This is a genomic window from Bifidobacterium sp. LH_389 (genome assembly GCF_056357235.1).
This window is the reverse complement of sequence record NZ_JBKEVR010000002.1, coordinates 14,465-32,002: the sequence shown is the minus strand read 5'-3', so window position 1 is coordinate 32,002 and position 17,538 is coordinate 14,465. Positions and strand designations below refer to the sequence as shown.

13 protein-coding genes are annotated in these 17,538 nt (G+C 65.9%); 5 read left to right on the top strand and 8 right to left on the bottom strand.

Going from position 1 to position 17,538, the window contains the following annotated elements:
* Window positions 1-35: 35 nt before the first annotated feature.
* Window positions 36-2,546 carry an alpha-L-arabinofuranosidase C-terminal domain-containing protein gene (locus AC1AZA_RS02580; RefSeq protein WP_476513191.1) on the bottom strand — a complete coding sequence of 837 codons (2,511 nt, stop codon included), beginning with the start codon at window positions 2,544-2,546 and terminating at the stop codon, window positions 36-38.
* Window positions 2,547-2,748: 202 nt separating this feature from the next.
* Here AC1AZA_RS02580 and AC1AZA_RS02575 point away from each other — a divergent pair, with 202 nt between their 5' ends.
* Window positions 2,749-3,813 carry an alpha-arabinofuranosidase gene (locus AC1AZA_RS02575; protein WP_476513190.1) on the top strand — a complete coding sequence of 355 codons (1,065 nt, stop codon included), beginning with the start codon at window positions 2,749-2,751 and terminating at the stop codon, window positions 3,811-3,813.
* 29 nt (window positions 3,814-3,842) lie between these two features.
* Window positions 3,843-4,943 (top strand): glycoside hydrolase family 43 protein, encoded by a 1,101-nt coding sequence (locus tag AC1AZA_RS02570; RefSeq protein ID WP_476513189.1) that lies wholly within the window; start codon window positions 3,843-3,845, stop codon window positions 4,941-4,943.
* Window positions 4,944-5,028: 85 nt separating this feature from the next.
* On the opposite strand, the gene AC1AZA_RS02565 is transcribed toward AC1AZA_RS02570, so the two are convergent.
* The 4 genes from AC1AZA_RS02565 to AC1AZA_RS02550 form a co-directional block, all read right to left on the bottom strand.
* Window positions 5,029-6,186 carry a glycoside hydrolase family 43 protein gene (locus tag AC1AZA_RS02565; RefSeq protein ID WP_476513188.1) on the bottom strand — a complete coding sequence of 386 codons (1,158 nt, stop codon included), beginning with the start codon at window positions 6,184-6,186 and terminating at the stop codon, window positions 5,029-5,031.
* A gap of 511 nt (window positions 6,187-6,697) precedes the next feature.
* On the bottom strand, window positions 6,698-7,663 hold the full coding sequence (locus AC1AZA_RS02560; protein ID WP_476513187.1) for a carbohydrate ABC transporter permease: 966 nt from the start codon (window positions 7,661-7,663) through the stop codon (window positions 6,698-6,700).
* Window positions 7,664-7,679: 16 nt separating this feature from the next.
* Window positions 7,680-8,675 (bottom strand): ABC transporter permease, encoded by a 996-nt coding sequence (locus AC1AZA_RS02555; RefSeq protein ID WP_476513479.1) that lies wholly within the window; start codon window positions 8,673-8,675, stop codon window positions 7,680-7,682.
* An 89-nt stretch (window positions 8,676-8,764) separates the two neighbouring features.
* Window positions 8,765-10,378, bottom strand: coding sequence for a type 2 periplasmic-binding domain-containing protein (locus AC1AZA_RS02550; protein ID WP_476513186.1), 1,614 nt, complete (start codon window positions 10,376-10,378; stop codon window positions 8,765-8,767).
* Window positions 10,379-10,792: 414 nt separating this feature from the next.
* On the opposite strand from AC1AZA_RS02550, the gene AC1AZA_RS02545 reads away from it, so the two are divergent.
* Complete coding sequence (locus AC1AZA_RS02545) at window positions 10,793-11,845, top strand: LacI family DNA-binding transcriptional regulator (RefSeq protein WP_476513185.1); 1,053 nt, start codon at window positions 10,793-10,795, stop codon at window positions 11,843-11,845.
* Between the two features lie 11 nt (window positions 11,846-11,856).
* Window positions 11,857-12,795, top strand: coding sequence for an AraC family transcriptional regulator (locus AC1AZA_RS02540; RefSeq protein ID WP_476513184.1), 939 nt, complete (start codon window positions 11,857-11,859; stop codon window positions 12,793-12,795).
* Here the strand turns inward: AC1AZA_RS02540 and AC1AZA_RS02535 are convergent.
* Window positions 12,737-13,318 carry a substrate-binding domain-containing protein gene (locus tag AC1AZA_RS02535; protein WP_476513183.1) on the bottom strand — a complete coding sequence of 194 codons (582 nt, stop codon included), beginning with the start codon at window positions 13,316-13,318 and terminating at the stop codon, window positions 12,737-12,739. The two genes, AC1AZA_RS02540 and AC1AZA_RS02535, sit on opposite strands and share 59 nt — an antisense overlap.
* A gap of 108 nt (window positions 13,319-13,426) precedes the next feature.
* Between AC1AZA_RS02535 and AC1AZA_RS02530 the strand changes: the two genes are divergently transcribed.
* Window positions 13,427-13,576, top strand: a complete 150-nt coding sequence (locus tag AC1AZA_RS02530) for a hypothetical protein (protein WP_476513182.1) — start codon at window positions 13,427-13,429, stop codon at window positions 13,574-13,576.
* 96 nt (window positions 13,577-13,672) lie between these two features.
* Here AC1AZA_RS02530 and AC1AZA_RS02525 read toward each other — a convergent pair whose 3' ends face one another.
* Together AC1AZA_RS02525 and AC1AZA_RS02520 are read right to left on the bottom strand one after the other, a co-directional pair.
* Window positions 13,673-15,997, bottom strand: a complete 2,325-nt coding sequence (locus AC1AZA_RS02525) for an alpha-galactosidase (protein WP_476513181.1) — start codon at window positions 15,995-15,997, stop codon at window positions 13,673-13,675.
* 142 nt (window positions 15,998-16,139) lie between these two features.
* Entirely contained in the window at window positions 16,140-17,507 is a 1,368-nt protein-coding gene (locus AC1AZA_RS02520) for a glycoside hydrolase family 27 protein (RefSeq protein WP_476513478.1), read from the bottom strand.
* Window positions 17,508-17,538 lie beyond the last annotated feature (31 nt).

The window sequence follows — 17,538 nt, the reverse complement described above, 5'->3', positions numbered from 1 at the left end:
CGCCCGGAACGCCGGTTTGCGCCCATGGTACATCGTCAGCGCACCTCCAGCACGGTGAACGACCATGCGGGCGCCGCATACACGCCATCCGTCAGATCAACCGTGATGCGTCGCGGTTCGGTGGGAGCGGCCTCGCCCTTGGCACCGGCATGGGGCTCACCGGTCAGGAAGGTCGCCGCAACGGCGGCCAGCGCAGGTTTGCCGCCGGACGCACCGAGCTCGTCCAGTACGGCCGTGAGGTCCACGTTCACGGCACTGTCCATGGCGTTGACCACGCGGATGTAGGTCACATGATCGCGCTCGCTGCGCGCCACGGTGACCGCGCGACGGATTTCCCCCGCGCCGTCTTCGCGGGCATCGGCCACGATGCAGCCGTTCACGCGCACGGTGACGTGGCGGCTTTCCCGTTCCACGGCGATCTCCACGTGCAGCGTATCGCCCGGCTTGAGCGGCGCACCGGACGGATAGGGCGTCGGGTCGGCGTATCCGGAGGTGAACCCGTCGTTGACGACCACCAGATTCGTGTTGCGCTGACCGAGACGGAACTCGTAGTGGTCGGGGCCGGTCACATCGCCGAATCTCACGGACAGGTTGTCCCAGTAGCCCTTGCTGCCACGGTAGTCGACGGTGAACCGCAACGCATACCCGGCGGCATCCACGTGCACGCCGCAGTCCTCGTAGGCTGCCGCGCCGGAAACCCCGGAGCCGGTCTCCACGTCGCCGATCGCATGTTCCGCGCCACTCGCGTCGGTGAGCACGATGTCGTGCACGCGCGCGGCCGACGCTCCGCCGAACGCCACGCCGGCGAGCGGCGCCTCCGGACGCGCATAGACCGTGTCCCCGTCCACGTCCACCGGCAGCGCACGGTCCGCCGGCGTGGCGCCGAACATGCGCTGCACCCAGTAGCTGTACGTGCGGTACACATGCCCGTTGTCGAAGTAGATGAGGTTCGGATCCCACCCGTTGTGCCCGTTCTTGCACAGCAGCGGCGCGTAGGAGGCCATGCGCACCACATCGCCGTTGCGTTCCATGCGCCCCATGATCGCCGCTTCGGACAGTGCGTTGAGCAACGTAGTTCCCCACGAGCCGTATTCGCCCAGATACACCTTGGGGCCGAGCCGGTTCGCATGGTCGTAGTGGTCGAGATGCTTGAACCACCATGAGGGAGCCTGATAGGAATGCTCGTCCACGATCGGCACGCCGAGCTCGGTGGCGTAGCGCCAGCCTTCGTCGTAGTCGGCGCCGAAGGGGGCGGGGCCGACCGTGCCGACGACGGTGATCTCCGGATGCTCGCGGCGCACGGCCTCGAAGATGCGCCCGAAGCGGCTTTCGAACACGGCGTCGATCCTGTCCTCGTTGCCGATGCCGAGATACCGGAGCCCGAACGGTTCGGGGTGCCCCCATGCGATGCGCTTGGCTCCCCACTCAGTGGTGGCGTCGCCGTTGCAGAAATCGATGAGGTCGAGCACGTCGCGGATGTAGTCGTCCATCTCACTTGCGGCGATGGGGATGGGCCCGCCGTCCGCGTTCTGACAGCACACGCCGGCGGCGAGCACCGGCAGCGGTTCCATGCCGAGCGCCTCGCACAGTTCGAGGTATTCCATGTAGCCGAGGCGCTTGGACTGGTGGTACCCCCACAGGTTGTAGTCCTGCCGGCGGTGTTCGACCGGGCCGACCGAGTCCTTCCATCGGTACATATTGTCCGGTATGCCGCCGTGGGCCACGCAGCCGCCGGGGAAGCGCATGAATCGGGGGTGCAGATCCGCGAGCGCATCCACCAGATCGGCGCGCATGTGCTTGAGTCCGTGGCTGGTGCGGACGAGTTCGAGGGAGACGAAGTCGAGCGCCACCACGCCGGGCCGGCGGAAGGCGAGACGGATGCGGCCGGATTGCGCATCGGCCGTGGCGGTGAGTTCGGCGGTCAGCCGCCGCCAGCCGGGGTTGTCGGCAACCCCGTCCGTCACGCCGTCGGCATCCGAATCGCCGGGAGCGACGGGATCGACGGTGATGCGCGCCGAACCCGCATCGCGTCCGGAGTCGTCGAGCAGCACGATCTCGATGGGCATGGGCCGCGGCGCCTCGCCGTCGAGCCCCGGTTCCGCCTTGGCCCACACGGAGAATGCGTAGCGCTCCCCCGCGGTGAATGTCACGCCGTCGTAGCCGGAGTTGTCCAGATAGGCCGGTGCGGCGGCGATCTCCGCAACCACGTGGTGCGGGTTCTCCCGGGCGACCGGGTTGCGCGTGCTGATGGCGAAGGCGGCGGCGGACCCGTCCGGCACGACCTTGGTCCAGCCGGTGAACGGTCCCCAGGAGTCGCCATCGCGTCGGGAGAATTCGAACGAACCGTTGCGCACGAGTTCGCTGGCGAGGCCGCCGTCCGCCGAGGAGCTGATGTCCTCGAAGAAGATGCCCCACAGGTCGGTGCTGATGGGGTGCGGGCCGTCCGGGCGCAGGGTGACGCGTACCGAGGCGGTTGCGGCGGCGGTTTGGGGGCCGGCGCCGGCGAATGCTGACGCATCGAGGGGGTTGAGTGACGTCGCAGTCATGATCGTTTCCTTCGGAGTTTCTTACGGGCGTCCGCACGGAGCCCGGCATTGCGCATCCGCAACTGTCTGGGCAGAGCCTGTTCCGGCGTGGCAGGCAATTGCAACGTGTACAATACAACCTTGTACTTAACGTTAACTCTATCAGAGTTGATCAATCCATGCAACCGCACATCACGCCACCATTGACCCAAAGGAGTTTCCCATGACCGACGCATCCGCACCAGCCACTGCAGCGCAGGCCCCCACCGAGGCCTATCTGTTCGCCTACTTCACCGGCCGGGAACAGCGGCATTCCGACGAACAGATCTATTTCTCCGTCAGCCGCGACGGCGCCCACTGGCACGATCTGCGCGCCGACGGAGACCCCGTGCTCGCCTCCCCCATCGGCGAGAAGGGCGTGCGCGATCCGTACCTGCTGCGCAAGCACGACAACTCCGGCTTCGTGCTCATCGCCACGGACCTCAGCATCCACGGGCGCGGCGGCTGGGGCCATTCCTACTCCACCGTCAACGGCAGCACCGGGCTGATCATCTGGGAATCCCCTGATCTGGTCCACTGGTCCAACGCACGTCTGGTGGACGTGGCCTCGCAGATTCCCGGCGCCGGCATGGCATGGGCGCCGGAGGCCGTATGGGACGACGAGCGGAGCCAGTACATCGTGTTCTGGTCCACCGCGGCCAACGGGGAGTTCGGCAGCCCGCTGAGCAACGCGAAGGGCAACGTTACCAACCTGTACTACGCCACCACCACGGATTTCTCGGTGTTCTCCGACCCTGTGCGCTGGATTGACGTGGAGCACAGCATCATCGACACCACCATGCTCAAGGCCGACGACGGCTGGTGGTACCGCGTTTCCAAGGACGATCGGATCGTAATCGAGCGCACGAAGAACCCTTACGCGCTCACCGAATCCATCGAGGTGCGCAGCGATCCCGAGCAGTGGAGCCTCGTCGGCTCGCTGCAGTCCATCTTCGGCAACGAGCGCTATTCCGCCCGCTATCTGGAAGGCCCGGAGCTCTTCCGTTACAACGACCGGGACGTGCGCACCGTGAACGGCCGGCGCATGGCCTACGGGCTCATGGCAGACCAGTACCACGAGTCGAAGGGCTACCTGCCGTTCCGCTGCGCCGATCTCGCCAGCGCGGACCCGGCGGACTGGCAGAGCGCAGACGACGTGGACTTCGGCCCGCTCAAGAAGCGCCACGGCACCATCCTGCCCATCACCGACACCGAGTACCGGGCCGTCGTGGCCGCCTTCGAGCGCTAAAGACGACACGCTAGGGAACGCTGATCGACATGGCGTACGAAGCATACCTGTGGGCCTATTTCACCGGCGAGGGCGAGGGCGGCGAACGCGTGAGCCTCGCCGTCTCCCGCGGCGACACCGCGCTGGACTGGATCACGCTCAACCACGGCCGCCCGATCTTCGAGTCGCACTGCGGCACGCGCGGACTCAGGGACCCGTTCATCCTGCGTTCGCATCCCGGCGACCCCAACGTGCCGGCCGGCGAGACGCGGTTCTGGCTGATCGCCACCGACCTCAACGTGGCGGCGTTGCACGGCGACTTCCACGAGGCGCAGATCCGCGGTTCGCGGTACGTGGAGATCTGGGAGTCGCCCGATCTGGTGCACTGGTCCGACCAGCGGCACGTGAAGGTTAGCACCGATCTGGCGGGCAACACCTGGGCACCCGAGGCGCATTGGATAGACGAACTCGGCGCGTACGCGCTCTACTGGTCGTCCAACCTGTACGGTTCCCCGGACGACTCCCCCGCCGCCCGTCCGGACGCCACGTACAACCGCCTCATGGTGGCCGTCACCAAGGATTTCGTCACGTTCGGCGAACCGTATCCGTGGGTGGACGTGCAGCGCGGTCCGGACGGATCGGGCTTCGGCACGATCGACGCGACCGTGGCCGTGGAGAACGGCGTCTACTACCGGTTCGTCAAGGACGAAGCCACCATGACCGTCCGGGAGGAACGCTCCACGCGCTTCGAGGCCACGGTGAAGGACTCCTACCCGGGCCCCTACGCGCCCGACGGCCCGCAGGACGAGTGGACGCTGGTGGCCGATCGCATCGGCGTCGGCTCGCCCAATGGGTACGGCGGCACGTTCGACGGCGGCGAGGGCCCGTCGATCTTCCCCGCGAATCCGGGCGACGGGAGCGGGTTCGACTGGTACCTGTTCATCGACCAGCCGCGCTACCACCACGGCCCGAACCATTACGTGCCGTTCGCCACGCGCAACATCGCGGATCCGAACGGCTGGACGTGCGTGGGCGATCTCATGCCCGAGTCCCATATGCCCGTCAACGCGGACGGCGGTCGGCCCCGCCACGGCACGGTCATTCCCGTCACCGCTGAGGAGCGTGACCGCCTGATCGCCGCATTCGGCTGAACATGCGGATCGGCCCGTTTTTACGCACCAGACATCAAGTGCGTAAAAACGGGCCGATCCGTTGGAACCGCCGGAACCGCAACATCTACCGCTCGGCGTAGAAGCCTTCGGCGTCGGCCGCAACGATGCGCTCGTATTCCGCGCGCGAAAGGCTCAGCACGCCGCCGTGCTTGGTGTGCGGCGCCATGAAGAAGCGATCGTCCCTCAGGTAGTCGAACCCGCGGTCCGGGTCGTCCGTCGCCATCGGCCGGTAGCCGATCGAGGGGATCACGTCCACGAACATGAATGCGCGTCCGTCCTCGCCGTGCGAGGCGAACAGGGCGGGACCCTCAAGCCCGCCGGCGCGGCCGTCCGGAGCCCATTCGGCGCCCACGCCCTCCTGGATCACGGTCCATTCGGCATCCGGCTGCCACCAGCGCGGCGAATCCGTGGCATCGAGCCAGATGCCCTGCGTCTCCTCCGGCCCGTTGTCCTTGGTGGCGCGGTAGGTGCGGATGTGTCCGTCGGCAGCGCGGCGCTGGAGCATGGTGGTGTCGATGGTGGAGTGCCCGCGGTCGATGAACGTACCGCCGAACTCGAAGGTTTCGTCGGTGAAGTCGCGGGTCGCGCCCCACAGCACGCGGTCGTAGGATTCGGCGGTATGGTCAGGGTCGTCCGCCGCGAATACCTTGCTGGACCAGTACAGCACGAACGCGCCGCGGCCGCCGGGCGTGCCTTCCGGGTAGTAGTCGGCCACCCACAGTGCCTCGGGCGCCCACGCCATGCCGAGCGGCGCATGGCCACCGCCGGGCAGCGCGGAAACGTCCAGCGTGCGGGGGCCTCGGAAGTGCACCAGATCATCGGTTTCCCAGATGATGAGGTTCGTGCTGCCGTGGTGGGAGAATCCCCACCAGTCGGAGTTGCCGTCGGATCCGTGACCGCCGGCGAACACCTGCAGGTCGGTGGCGATCACGTACACGCGCCCGGTTTCCGGATTGCGCGTCAGGTACGGGTCGCGCACGCCCTTGGTGCCGAGGTTCGAAGTGAGGACGGGCTTGCCGCCGTTGAGCGGAATCCAGCGTTCGGGGTCGTCGCCGTCGGAGCGGTCGAGGTAGATGCGCTCGGTGTAATGCTCCGGGTCCTCGATGAAGTGGACAAGCAGGTAGCCGTACGGGTCGGCCGGGGCCTGCGGCTGCGGGACGCCCGTCCGGCCGGCGTGGACCGGCTGGGACACGGCTGACTGGGATTTGACTGACTGGGACATGGGAACCGGGCTCCTTGGGTGGTGGAGGGAATCAGACATACAACGCTGTTTCGATGGTAATGGCGCATCGATACAACGCACGCGCCCCGATCGAGACGACCGGTGGCGCAGGAAGAGGAAAGGGGAAGCCGCCCGCGTCGCAGGAAGAAAGGAAAACGACGCGGACGGCGATCAGGAAGGAGTTCAGGGGTAAGTATGTAAGGGCATGGCGGCGTCGCAACAGGCGTTCGCTGCGCGTGCGGAGCATGGCGCCGCACGGAATGCACGCCGGAAAACGGATAATCCGCGTGCCGGAACGTCTCGGGAAAGGGACGTTCGGACGGGGCGAAAAGGGTGAGAAATCGCTCCGCCCGAACGTCACGCATTGCATTCGCGGTACCCCGCGTTTTGTGGTCAATCTTTCCAATCCGCGACGCCTTCCGCACAGATTGGAAAGTTTGACCACAAAACGCGGGCGAAACGGGCCGTCCGAGCGGTCATTCTTTCCAGTTTGCGACGGGCAGACGGGCCGTCAGCCCTTCACGGCACCGATCATGACGCCCTTGTTGAAGTACTTCTGCAGGAAGGGGTAGAGGATCAGCAGGGGCAGGGTGGAGACGAGGATGATGCCGTACTTGATCTGGTCGGCGAACAGCTGCTGCTGGGCGGCGTTCATCATGGCACTTCCGGTCTGGGACGTGTTGGCGAGCAGGATGTCGCGCAACACGTTCTGCAGCGGCTGCCTCTCGGACTTGTTCACATAGATAAGACCGGTGGCGAAGTCGTTCCAGTGCTGCACGAAGTAGTACAGCATGATCACGGCCATGATGGCGGCGGACAGCGGAATCACGATCTTGAAGAAGAAGCCGTAGTACGATTCGCCGTCCAGCTGCGCAGCCTCGAACAGTTCCTCGGGGATGGAGGATTCGAAGAACGAGCGGGCCACGATGAGGTTGAACACGTTCACGGCCACCGGCAGGATGAACACCCACATGGAGTTGAGCAGGCCGAGCTGCTTGTACAGCAGGTAGTTCGGGATCATGCCGCCGGCGAAGAACATGGTGAACGTGAACAGGAACATGATGATGCGGCGCGGCTTGAACTCGCGGCGGGACAGGGCGAACGCGGCCGGGATGGTGACCGCGATGTTGAGCGCGGTGCCCACCACCGAGTACACGATCGTGTTCCAGTAGCCCTGCCAGATGCGTCCGTCCGCAAACACCATCTCGTAGCCCTTGAGGTTGAATCCCTTGGGCCACACGAGCACCTGCCCCTGAGCCACGTAGGTCTGGTCGGAGAACGAGGCGATGACGATGAACCACAGCGGATAGAGCACCACGAAGACCACGAGGGCAAGGATCACCCAGATCGTCACGTCCACGATCCAGTCCGAAACGGTGCGGCGCTGGTGCACCTTGGGGTTCCAGGGGATATCGTCCGCGGATGCGCGGGGTGCGAGGGAGGCCGAAGCGCCGGGAGTCTGGGACATTGCTGACATTGCGATTCACCCGTCCTTAGAAGATGCTGGTGTCGGAGACCTTCTTCGAGATGAAGTTGGCCGTCACCAGGAAGAAGAAGTTGATGAGGGTGTTGAACAGGCCGACCGCCGTGGACAGCGAGATCTGGCCATTGAGAATACCCATCTTGTACACGTAGGTGGAGATGACCTCGGAGCCGGGCTGGTTGAGCGCGTTCTGCAGCAGGTAGGTCTTGTCGAAGCCGACGTTGAGGATGCCGCCGAGGTTGAGGATCAGCATGATCACGCAGGTGGGCATGATGGTCGGCAGGTCCACGGACCAGATGAGGCGCAGGCGGCCGGCGCCGTCGATCTTGGCGGCCTCGTAGAGGGACACGTCAACGGAGCTCAGCGCCGCGAGGTAGATGATGCAGTTCCACCCGCAGTGCTGCCAGACTTCGCTGATCCAGTAGATCGGCGCGAACCAGCTCGGGTAGGCCAGCAGGCTCTGCTCGCCGAAGAATCGGCCGAGGATGCCGGAGTCCGGGGTGAGGAAGATGTTGATCATGGAGACCATGACCACCACGGAGATGAAATGCGGCATGTAGGTGATGGTCTGCACGAAGCTCTTCACCTTCATGGAGTGGATCTGGTTGATGAGCAGCGCGAGGATGATGGGGAAAATGAACCCGAAGGCCACAGTCTGCACGGCGATGTTGATCGTGTTGCGCATGATGGGCCAGAACTGCGGGTTCTGGAAGAACTGGTTGAAGAACTTGAGCCCCACGAACTTGCCGCCGGTGAGGCCCTTGCGCGGATCGTAGTTCCTGAACGCCAGGCTCAGGCCGTACATCGGCACGTAGGCGAAGATGATCACGAAGACCATCGCGGGCAGCACGAAGGTCCACAGCTGCCAGTACTTCCTGAAATGTCGCGCCAGTTTGACCGGCAGCGGGGCGTGTTTGCGGGCTTCGACGTTGTCCACCACCACGGCCACGGCGGTGTCGTCTGCCGCAACGGGAACGCCCGTCCCCTTCTCCTTGACGGATTCCATGCTTGCTTCCTTCACGATCGTGAGTGTGTGTTTCGGGGGCTCCCCTGCCCATTTGACAGGGGAGCCCGGAGCGGTTCATGCGGGTCGGATCAGGCCTTCTTCTTGGCCTCGTCCAGCCACTTCTGCCAGATCTGGTTGTTCTCCTCGATGCCCATGGGCGTGACGCCGTCCACGTAGGCCTTCCAGGAGGCGTCGTCCAGACCGCCGTTCTGCATCCACGCGGCGGCCTTGGGCAGCGCGGTGGACAGGTAGGTGGCGGAGTTGTTGGACAGGGTGGTGGAGTCCTCGTCGTTCGGGACGAGGGAGATCGGGAAGTAGTCGTCGCCCACGGCCTTGATCTGATCGGCGTAGATAGCGTCGGTCTTCTTCAGATCCTCGTTGGAGGTGTCGCCCTTGATGGTCCATTCGTCGGAGATCCAACCGGCGAAGCGATCAAGGAACGCCGGAGCCTTCTCGTTGGCGGTCAGCTTGAATAGCTTCTCATTCACGGTGTAGGTGTGGTCGCCGGACTTGGTCACCCATTCGCCGAAGGTGCCGTAGCGCTGCTGGACGGACAGGTCCTCGCCGTACATGGCGTTGATGAGCTTCAGGATGGTATCCATGTTCGGGGCACCCGCGCGCACGGCCACGGCATAGTCCTCGAACGCACCCTCATCCTGGGAGTGGTCGGCCACGGCGGTCACGCCGGCCTTGGAGGCGGGCCACGGGATGGCCTCGTACTGATCCTGCAGACCGGTGCCGAAGGCGCTGGGAATGTTGGTGATGGCCAGACCCACGGTGGCGGTCTTGTTGTCGTCCGCACCCTGCAGGGAGGCGTAGTACTTGGAGGATTCCTGAGTCAGGGAGTCCTTGGGGCTGTAGCCCTTCTCGATCATGGTGTGAAGGAACTCCACCACCTCGCGGAACTCGTCGGACACCAGATAGTTCTGGACCTTGCCGTCCTTGACGTAGCCGCCGAAGCGGGACGGGCTGTTGTTGAACTGGGTGGAGATGCCGGTGGAGTTGAGGAACAGGAACGGGCTCCACCAACCGACGTCGGTGGTGCTGATGTTACGCATGGCGTAGGGGATCTCGTCCGCCTTGCCGTTGCCGTTCGGATCCTTGGTCTTGAAGGCCTCCATCACGTTGAACAGCTCGTCCCAGGTCTGCGGAACCTGCAGACCCAGCTTGTCCAGCCAGGTCTTGTTGATGAACAGATGCTGGCCGGAAGCGCGCTGCAGCTCGCCGTTGTAACGCGGCAGCGTGTACATCTTGCCGTCCGGGGTGGTGACCATGCCCTTGGCGATCGGCTGCTCCTTGAAGAACGCCTGCACGTTGGGCATCTGGTCGAGGTGCTGGGAGAGATCCTCGAAGAACGGGTACTTCTGGGTGTCAGACGGGTGGTAGGCGCGGATGGACACGTCGGCCGGGTTGCCGCCGGTCAGCGTGGCGGCCTTCTGCTGGGCCCACTGGGAGTCCTGCACCTCGGACCACTCGATCGTGCAGCCGCAGGCTTCCTGCAGGCCGTTGATCCAGGTGCCCATGTCGGCGATCGTCTGGTTGGACGCGCTCTGGAACATCACCTTCACCAGCGGCTTGCCATCCTTGTCGAGCTGCTGCGCGGACTGGTCGCCGCTGCCTCCGCAGGCGGACAGCGCCATCGTCAGGGCACCCATCGCGGCGACTGCGACGGTGGCCTTCCTCTTCATGCCATTGACGGTCATCGTTCGTTCCTTTCTCGCATGTTCCTTCATGCCTTCCGATGCCTCGACCGACGTCGACGTCATGTCCGTTTCGGCATCCGTTCCACGGTCCGGAAACCGTGGCGTTTACCTCAAGTTCAAGGTTAACGCTAACCATGATAAGGGCGGCAATGCAGGCCAACACCGGCATTTCGCATCCAATCCGCAACAAAACATATCCAAACGTAGACTCGCTGAAGAAACCGGTTTCAGTATCATAAAACGTTGAAATTCCAGCATTTTTACCATCCACAATGAGCACCAGCCCCGGTCAGGACCTGCAACACTCCGCCGTTTGTGCCAAACGTAGAGTTAACGATAAGCTCTAGGGCGAGGGTTAAGACCGCGGTTACACATAACCCTGCGGACCGCCCGGACACACGCAAAGGACCATCAATGAAACGCAATTCGGTAACGCTCAGGGACGTCGCCGCCGAAGCCGGCGTCTCCATGATGACCGTCTCCAAGGCGCTGCGCGGCAAGCCCGGCGTCAGCGACGTCACCCGGGGAGCCATCCTCGAGGCGGCCGACCGACTCGGGTACGAAGGCAACACCTCCGCATCCATCCTGAAGTCCGGCCGCAGCGGCATCGTGCAGGTGATCGTCAACGAGTACGACATCCCCTTCTATGCCAAGCTCATCCAGACGCTCTCCCGTGCCATCACCGAGCAGGGCATGGTTCCCTTCCTCCAGCAGACCGGCTATTCCCCCGCCGAGGCCGAGTCGGCCCTGACCAACACCCGCATCGCCGGCACGCTGTCCGACGGCGTGATCATCCACGCCTCCAGCCTCAACGGCGAGCTCGTCAACGCCATCCGCAAGGGTAAGCCGGCCGTGCTCATCGACTCCTGCGACGAGAGGCCGCTGGTCTCCTCCATCACCTTTCCCAATGAGGAGGGCGCCCGCGCGGCCATCCGTCTGCTCGCCGAACGCGGCTGCCGGCGCATCGGCATCGTGGGACCGCCCTTCATGGACAAGATGGAGTTTCTGAGCGACCCCACGCCCCGCAAGCTCAGGCTGCGCGGCGCCAAGTCCGCCCTGCAGGAGCTCGGCCTGCCGTACGACGAATCGACCGTGATTCCCCTCGCCGGCCTCAACGAGGAATACGGCCTCGAGGCGGGGCACCGGCTTGCGAGCGACGGCTTCGACTTCGACGGCCTGTTCTGCCTCAACGATTCCTCGGCCATCGGCGTGATCCGCGGGCTCAAGGACCGCGGGGTGAACGTGCCGGACGACGTGCTCGTGATCGGCTTCGACGGCGTGCGCGAGGGCGCCTTCACCGTGCCGTCCCTCTCCACCGTCACCGTGGACATGGACCAGCTCGCCCGGCTGGCGGTCATGACGCTCATGCGGCAGATCGACCACACCGGGGACCCCCTGCCGCCCACGCGCACGATCGTGGGGTTCACGCTCACGGAACGCGAGTCCACGCAGCCGGCTGGCGAGTAGAAATCGGTATCATGTCTGCATCGCCCGACCTTGCCCCCGAGCACGTTCCGACGCCGACGACGATCACCGTCATCCACGAGGTCAAGCCGCCGCGCATCCGCTTCCTGTCCGCCGCACACGAACGGAACAACACGCGCTCCTCCTGGGGCCCGAACATCCACCTCAAGGAGACCACGGTGATCGTGGTACTGGGCGGACAAGGCGAGATCATGCTCTCCGGTGTCAACCATCCCGCCCACGCCGGGCAGGCCTTCGCCGTTCCCCGTGGCGTGGTTGCGTTTCACCACACCGACTTCCAGGCGCCCGAGGCATGGGAGCCGTGCTGGGTCTGCTTCGACGGCGAGGACGCGAACGACGTGCTGCAACGCATCGGTTTCACCGTGGACAGGCCTGTGCTCAACGTGGGGGACACGGCTCCCCTCAAGGACATCGTGACCCGCATGCTCGTCTACTCGAACCGTTCCTACCGTGACGGCATGATGTTGCAGGGGCTCATGTACACCTTCCTGTCCACGCTCATGGACTCGGTCACGTCCGTGGCGCAGGAGCTGGAACCAAAGGGCAACCGGTATCTGGACGCGGCGGTCAACTACATCCACGCGCACCTCAACGAGCCGCTGCAGGTGAGCGACGTGGCCGACGCGCTCTACATCAGCCGCTCCTACCTGTGCATGGTGTTCCAGGAACACCTCAAGATCTCACCCAAGATCTTCATCATGAAGGCGAAGATGTTTCAGGCGGCGGAGGACCTGCGGCACAGCGAGACGCCCATCGGTCAGCTCGCCGAACGCTACGGATACGCCACCCCGTTCGCGTTCTCCAAGGCGTTCAGGCGCATCATAGGCGTCGGTCCGCGCGAATTCCGCGAGCGGCTCAGCGCCCCGGACGAGCTCATCGTGGAACGTTACCCTTCGCCGTCCGCTCGGCACTCCCCCGCGGCTCGATCGTAAAGCCGACATGCCGGCTGCGCGGCGGCAGGGATGCGGCGGCCCGCCCGGCACCCGGACCGTGCGGCCGGCTGCGCGGCGCGCGTGCGTGCGGCATGGCCTCGATGCGTTCGACGAGCAGGTCGAGGCATACCTGCGCCACCTCGTGCGGATCGATGCGCACGCTGGTCAGGCCGGGGGTCGTGTATCGGCCGTCGCGTACGCCGTCGAAGCCGATCACCGCCACGTCCCAGGGAACGCTCACGCCATGGTCGGAAAGCGCCTTGAGCGCGCCGATCGCGATCGGATCGTTGAGACAGCACAGGCCGTCCACGCCGGCAAGCGCACCGGAGCCACCCCCGCGTCCCAATCCTGCATCGCACAGCCGCGAGACCAGTTCGTAGGCGGCTTCGCGGTGCCAGGCACACGGCAGTACGACGGATTGCCCGTACGGCAGGCCCAGATCGGCCAGCGCACGGGCCGCGCCGAGCAGACGGAGATCCGCCGAGTCGTTCGCCTCCCCTCCAAACGGCCCAACGGCCGCCACGAGGCACCGAGCACGAGGATCCTTCTGGCTCCGGCCGCGGCGAGATGCCGTACCGCCGCCTCGCCGCCGGCCGCGCAGGGGGTGAAGACCGTGTCGATGCGCCCTTCCATGCCGAAGCCGTCGAAGGCCACCACCGGGCGGGTCCGGGCGAACGCATCCATCTCCTCCGGGCCGATGCGCGGCCAGCAGACGATCATGCCGTCGCACACCTGCGCGCTGGCGCTGGCCAGCATCGTGCGCTCGTGGCCGGCGGAATAGCGGGTCTGCTGCACCAGCGTCTGGTAGCCGCGCGCAACTGGCCGGGGAACAGGGCGTCGCAACGGCCGACCTTCCGATCCGCGAGGGCGGAACGCCCTACAGACGGGTGACCAGATACAGCCGTGAGGCGAAATCGCGGGAGGCAAGGTCCGTGTCGTCGATGCCGATATGCATGAGTTCGGCGCCGGACCGCACGAACGTCCCCTCCACGGGGTCGGAATCGGGCTCGGCTCCCGCGTCCGGGCCCGCCTGCGGACCCGGATCGGCACCGGGCCAATCCCACGTCCCAGCGTTCACCGTGCGCACCGCATACAGCGCATCCGGCTCCAGTCCGCGCAACGTCAGCCGGGTCGCGGGCCGGTTCGGCTGGCACAGGATCGCATAATCGGCAGCCAGCGCCTCGCTGCCGTCCGGCGCGACCGCCATCCATGCGGCATGCCGGCGGTCGGGCGCGAACGGCGAGCGCAGACGGTAGAAATCCCCCCGGTGGATCAGTGGGCCGAACCGTTTGAAGAACGCCACCTGCGAGCGGACGGCCTCCAGCTCCTCCGGCGTGCAGCGGGTGAGGTCCATCTCGTAGCCGAACGTGCCGAACATGGCCACGTTCGCCCGGGTGTCCAGCGGCTCGGTACGCCCGGTCTGGTGGTTCGGCGTGATCGACACGTGCGCCCCCATGGCCTCCACGGGATAGACGCAGCTCGTTCCCCACTGGATGCCCAGCCGTTCCGTCGCGTCGGTGTCGTCGCTGGTCCAGATCTGCGGCGAGTACGCTAGAATGCCCAGGTCGAACCGGGCCCCGCCCGACGAGCAGCCCTCGATGAGGAGCTCCGGGAACGCGGCGAGCAGACGCTCGTACAGTTCGTACACGCCCAGAATGTAGCGGTGCATCACCTCGCCCTGCCGTTCGGCGCCGCGCGTGGCGTCGAACGCCTCGGTGATGAAGCGGTTCATGTCCCACTTGATGTACGCCACGTTCGCACCGGCCAGCAGTGCATGCATCTGACCGTAGACGTGGTCCGCCACGGCCGGATTGGCGAAGTTGAGCACGTACTGGTGGCGGTAGACGGACCGCCCGCGCCCCGGCGTGGCCAGCACCCAGTCGGGGTGGGCTTCGTACAGGTCGGATGCGGCGTTGACCATCTCCGGCTCGAACCACAGGCCGAATTTCATGCCCAGGTCGTTGACCTTCCGGGAAAGCCCTGCGATTCCGTCCGGCAGACGCTCCGGATTGGGCGTCCAGTCGCCGAGGCCCGCCCGATCGGACGTACGAGCATGATCGCCGCGGCCGAACCAGCCGTCGTCGAGCACGAACAGTTCGATGCCGGCGTCCCGGGCCTTGCGGGCCAGCGCAAGCAGCCTGTCCTCGGTGAAGTCGAAGTACGTGGCCTCCCAGTTGTTGATGAGCACCGGGCGTTCCCGGTGCCGCCACGGCTTGCGGATCAGACGGTCGCGCACGGTGTTGTGGAAGGCGTGGCTCAGGGCGTTCAATCCGTTGCCGCTGTAGGCCAGCAGGGCTTCCGGGGACTGGAACGATTCGCCGGGTTCCAGATGCCAGCGAAAGCCGAAGTCGTTGATGCCCAGCTGGATGCGCGTGGCGTCGAACGTGTCCACTTCGGCGTGCAGGTCGAAGTTGCCGGAGTACACCAGCGCCACGCCGAACGCCTCGCCCCGGTCCTCGTCCGCGTTCGGGCGGGCGAAGATCGCTGCGGGGTTGGCGAACGGACCGCTGGCCCCTCGCAACGATCCCACGCCCTGCACGCCGGGATGCAGCGGCTGGGTGAACGGCCGGCGTTCGCGCGCCCATGCGCCCATGAACTCGGTCATGGTCCAGTCACGGTCCGGCAGATCGAGGCTCAGGCTCATGATCCGCTCCAGCTCCAGCGGGCCGTCGCCGCCGTTGCGCACCACGGCGCTGCGGGCGATCACCGGTTCGTCGCGGAAGACGGTATAGGCGAGCGTGACCATGAGTCCGGTCGGCCCGTCCCGAAGGTCCACGAGCAGCGTACGTGCGGCGTCCGGATCGTCGTCGTCCACCCATGTGGAGGGCAGACCCGCAAGCCGTGGCTTGCCGGTGACGATCCGATGCCCGGCGTACGCGAGGTCGGTGATGCGCGACCCGTTGGGCTGTCCGACCGCGATGGCGGGCAGACGGAAGTCGCCGCGGCCGTATTCGGGGAATTCCTGACGCAGGAATTCCACGTAGCGCGAATCGTCCTCCTCGCGCACGGTGGCGAGCACGCGGAACCGGTCCTCCAGCAGGTAGCCGAAATCGCCGCGGTCCGGCACGGGCGCGCCGGTGTGCAGGTTGACGAGCTTGCCGGCGGCCACGCCGAGGATCATGCTCACCCGTCCGTTGGTCAGATGGAACTGCGGGCTGGCCGGCGACTCCGGCTCATGCACCGCGATGCGGCAACCGCCCATAAACGACTCCTCACTCTTCTCTTCCCCGCTCTCCGCCCCGCAGATTGGAAGGATTGACCGCAAATCGGCCGCAAAACAGGCCGTTCTGGCGGTCAATCCTTCCAATCTGCGGAAAACGGACTGCAGACTGGAACGTTTGGACTCAGCGCCGGTCGAGGGCGAACCAGACCGTGCCGTGCGCCGGAACGGTGGCCTTGACCACGCGGTCGGAGCCTTCGCCCTCGATGCGCAGGTTGGACTCGCCCGCGTCACCGCCGGACTCGCCGCCCCACAGGTCCGTGATCGTCCACGGCTCGTTGCGCGCCTCGATCCCGACCACGCTCTGCAGGGCCAGCTCGCAGTCGCGCGGCTCGTCGCCCGTCCAGAACAGGGCCGCGTAATGCCCACCGGCGTGCGCGGAAGGCGTGCCGTCCGCCCAATCGGCGGCGTCGGCCTTCCACACGATGTAATCGCCCATGTAGCTGGCATCGTCCGACCAGTGGCGGTTGACCGGCTCGCGGACGATCTCCCCGTTGCCCGCGCTGCCGGCGGTCACCTCGCGCAGGGCAGGGTTGGCGAGCAGCCGCATGGTTTCGGCGTCGCTGGTGGGCAGATCGCCGCCCACCATGAGCGGGGAGCGGCCCATGGCCCACAGCGTGAGGATGGTGCGCTGCTCGTCGTAGGTGAGCTTGCTCTGCCGATCGTCGCCGCGCTCGGCCCTGAGGCCTATGTGCCCGAGCGGCAGCATGTCGGCGTCGGCCCAGTGCCCGTTGGTCTGCAGCGGCGCCCAGCGGGCCAGACGCGCGAACTGGGCCTTCACGTCGTTCCACTTGTCCCACAGATCGTCGGAAATGCGCCACAGTTCGGCGTTGACGCGCAGGAAGTCCACGTGCGTGGTGGCTACCCAGCCTCCGGGGGACAGCGAGAGAACCATGGGGCGCCCGTATTTGCGCTCGGCCTTTTCGATGGCCTTGTGGTAGGCGTGGATCTCCTCGGAGTAGAACGGGGTCTGCATGTCGTCCACCTTGAGGTAGTCGACGCCCCACTGCGCGAACTGGTCCAGCTGTGCGTCGTACCAGGCCTGCGCGCCCGGATGCGACTGGTTCAGGCCGTAGTTGTCCGGGTTCCAGCGGCACACGTGGTCGAGGTCAGCTACCTGCCGTGCGGTGTACCCGGTGCCGTACACGGGAAGGTCCTTCTCGACGGCGATGCGGGGAATGCCGCGCATGACGTGGATGCCGAACCTGAGGCCGAGTTCGTGCACCTTCTCGGCGAGCGGGCCGAAGCCCTTGCCGCCGGCCGCGGAGGGGAAGCGCACGGGGTCGGGCAGCTGGCGCCCGTAGGCGTCGAGCACGAGCGGCGCGTTCTCGTTGTAGCCGTGGGCGCGGGCGGTCGGATCGTACCAGGCGATGTCTACCACGAGCGTGTCCCAGCCGGCGGACTTGAGCTCCGCGGCCATGGTACGGGCATTGGCGAGCACTTCGTCCTCGGTGACGGTGGTGCCGTAGGAGTCCCAGCTGTTCCAGCCCATCGGCGGCCTGAACGCCTTGGACGGGACGGCG

Bases quoted from the DNA above. Each gene is read 5' to 3' on its own strand.
- AC1AZA_RS02580 (WP_476513191.1), bottom strand. From the start codon at position 2,546: ATGACTGCGACGTCACTCAACCCCCTCGATGCGTCAGCATTCGCCGGC.
- AC1AZA_RS02575 (WP_476513190.1), top strand. From the start codon at position 2,749: ATGACCGACGCATCCGCACCAGCCACTGCAGCGCAGGCCCCCACCGAG.
- AC1AZA_RS02570 (WP_476513189.1), top strand. From the start codon at position 3,843: ATGGCGTACGAAGCATACCTGTGGGCCTATTTCACCGGCGAGGGCGAG.
- AC1AZA_RS02565 (WP_476513188.1), bottom strand. From the start codon at position 6,186: ATGTCCCAGTCAGTCAAATCCCAGTCAGCCGTGTCCCAGCCGGTCCAC.
- AC1AZA_RS02560 (WP_476513187.1), bottom strand. From the start codon at position 7,663: ATGTCAGCAATGTCCCAGACTCCCGGCGCTTCGGCCTCCCTCGCACCC.
- AC1AZA_RS02555 (WP_476513479.1), bottom strand. From the start codon at position 8,675: ATGGAATCCGTCAAGGAGAAGGGGACGGGCGTTCCCGTTGCGGCAGAC.
- AC1AZA_RS02550 (WP_476513186.1), bottom strand. From the start codon at position 10,378: ATGACCGTCAATGGCATGAAGAGGAAGGCCACCGTCGCAGTCGCCGCG.
- AC1AZA_RS02545 (WP_476513185.1), top strand. From the start codon at position 10,793: ATGAAACGCAATTCGGTAACGCTCAGGGACGTCGCCGCCGAAGCCGGC.
- AC1AZA_RS02540 (WP_476513184.1), top strand. From the start codon at position 11,857: ATGTCTGCATCGCCCGACCTTGCCCCCGAGCACGTTCCGACGCCGACG.
- AC1AZA_RS02530 (WP_476513182.1), top strand. From the start codon at position 13,427: ATGCCGAAGCCGTCGAAGGCCACCACCGGGCGGGTCCGGGCGAACGCA.
- AC1AZA_RS02525 (WP_476513181.1), bottom strand. From the start codon at position 15,997: ATGGGCGGTTGCCGCATCGCGGTGCATGAGCCGGAGTCGCCGGCCAGC.
- AC1AZA_RS02520 (WP_476513478.1), bottom strand. From the start codon at position 17,507: ATGGGCTGGAACAGCTGGGACTCCTACGGCACCACCGTCACCGAGGAC.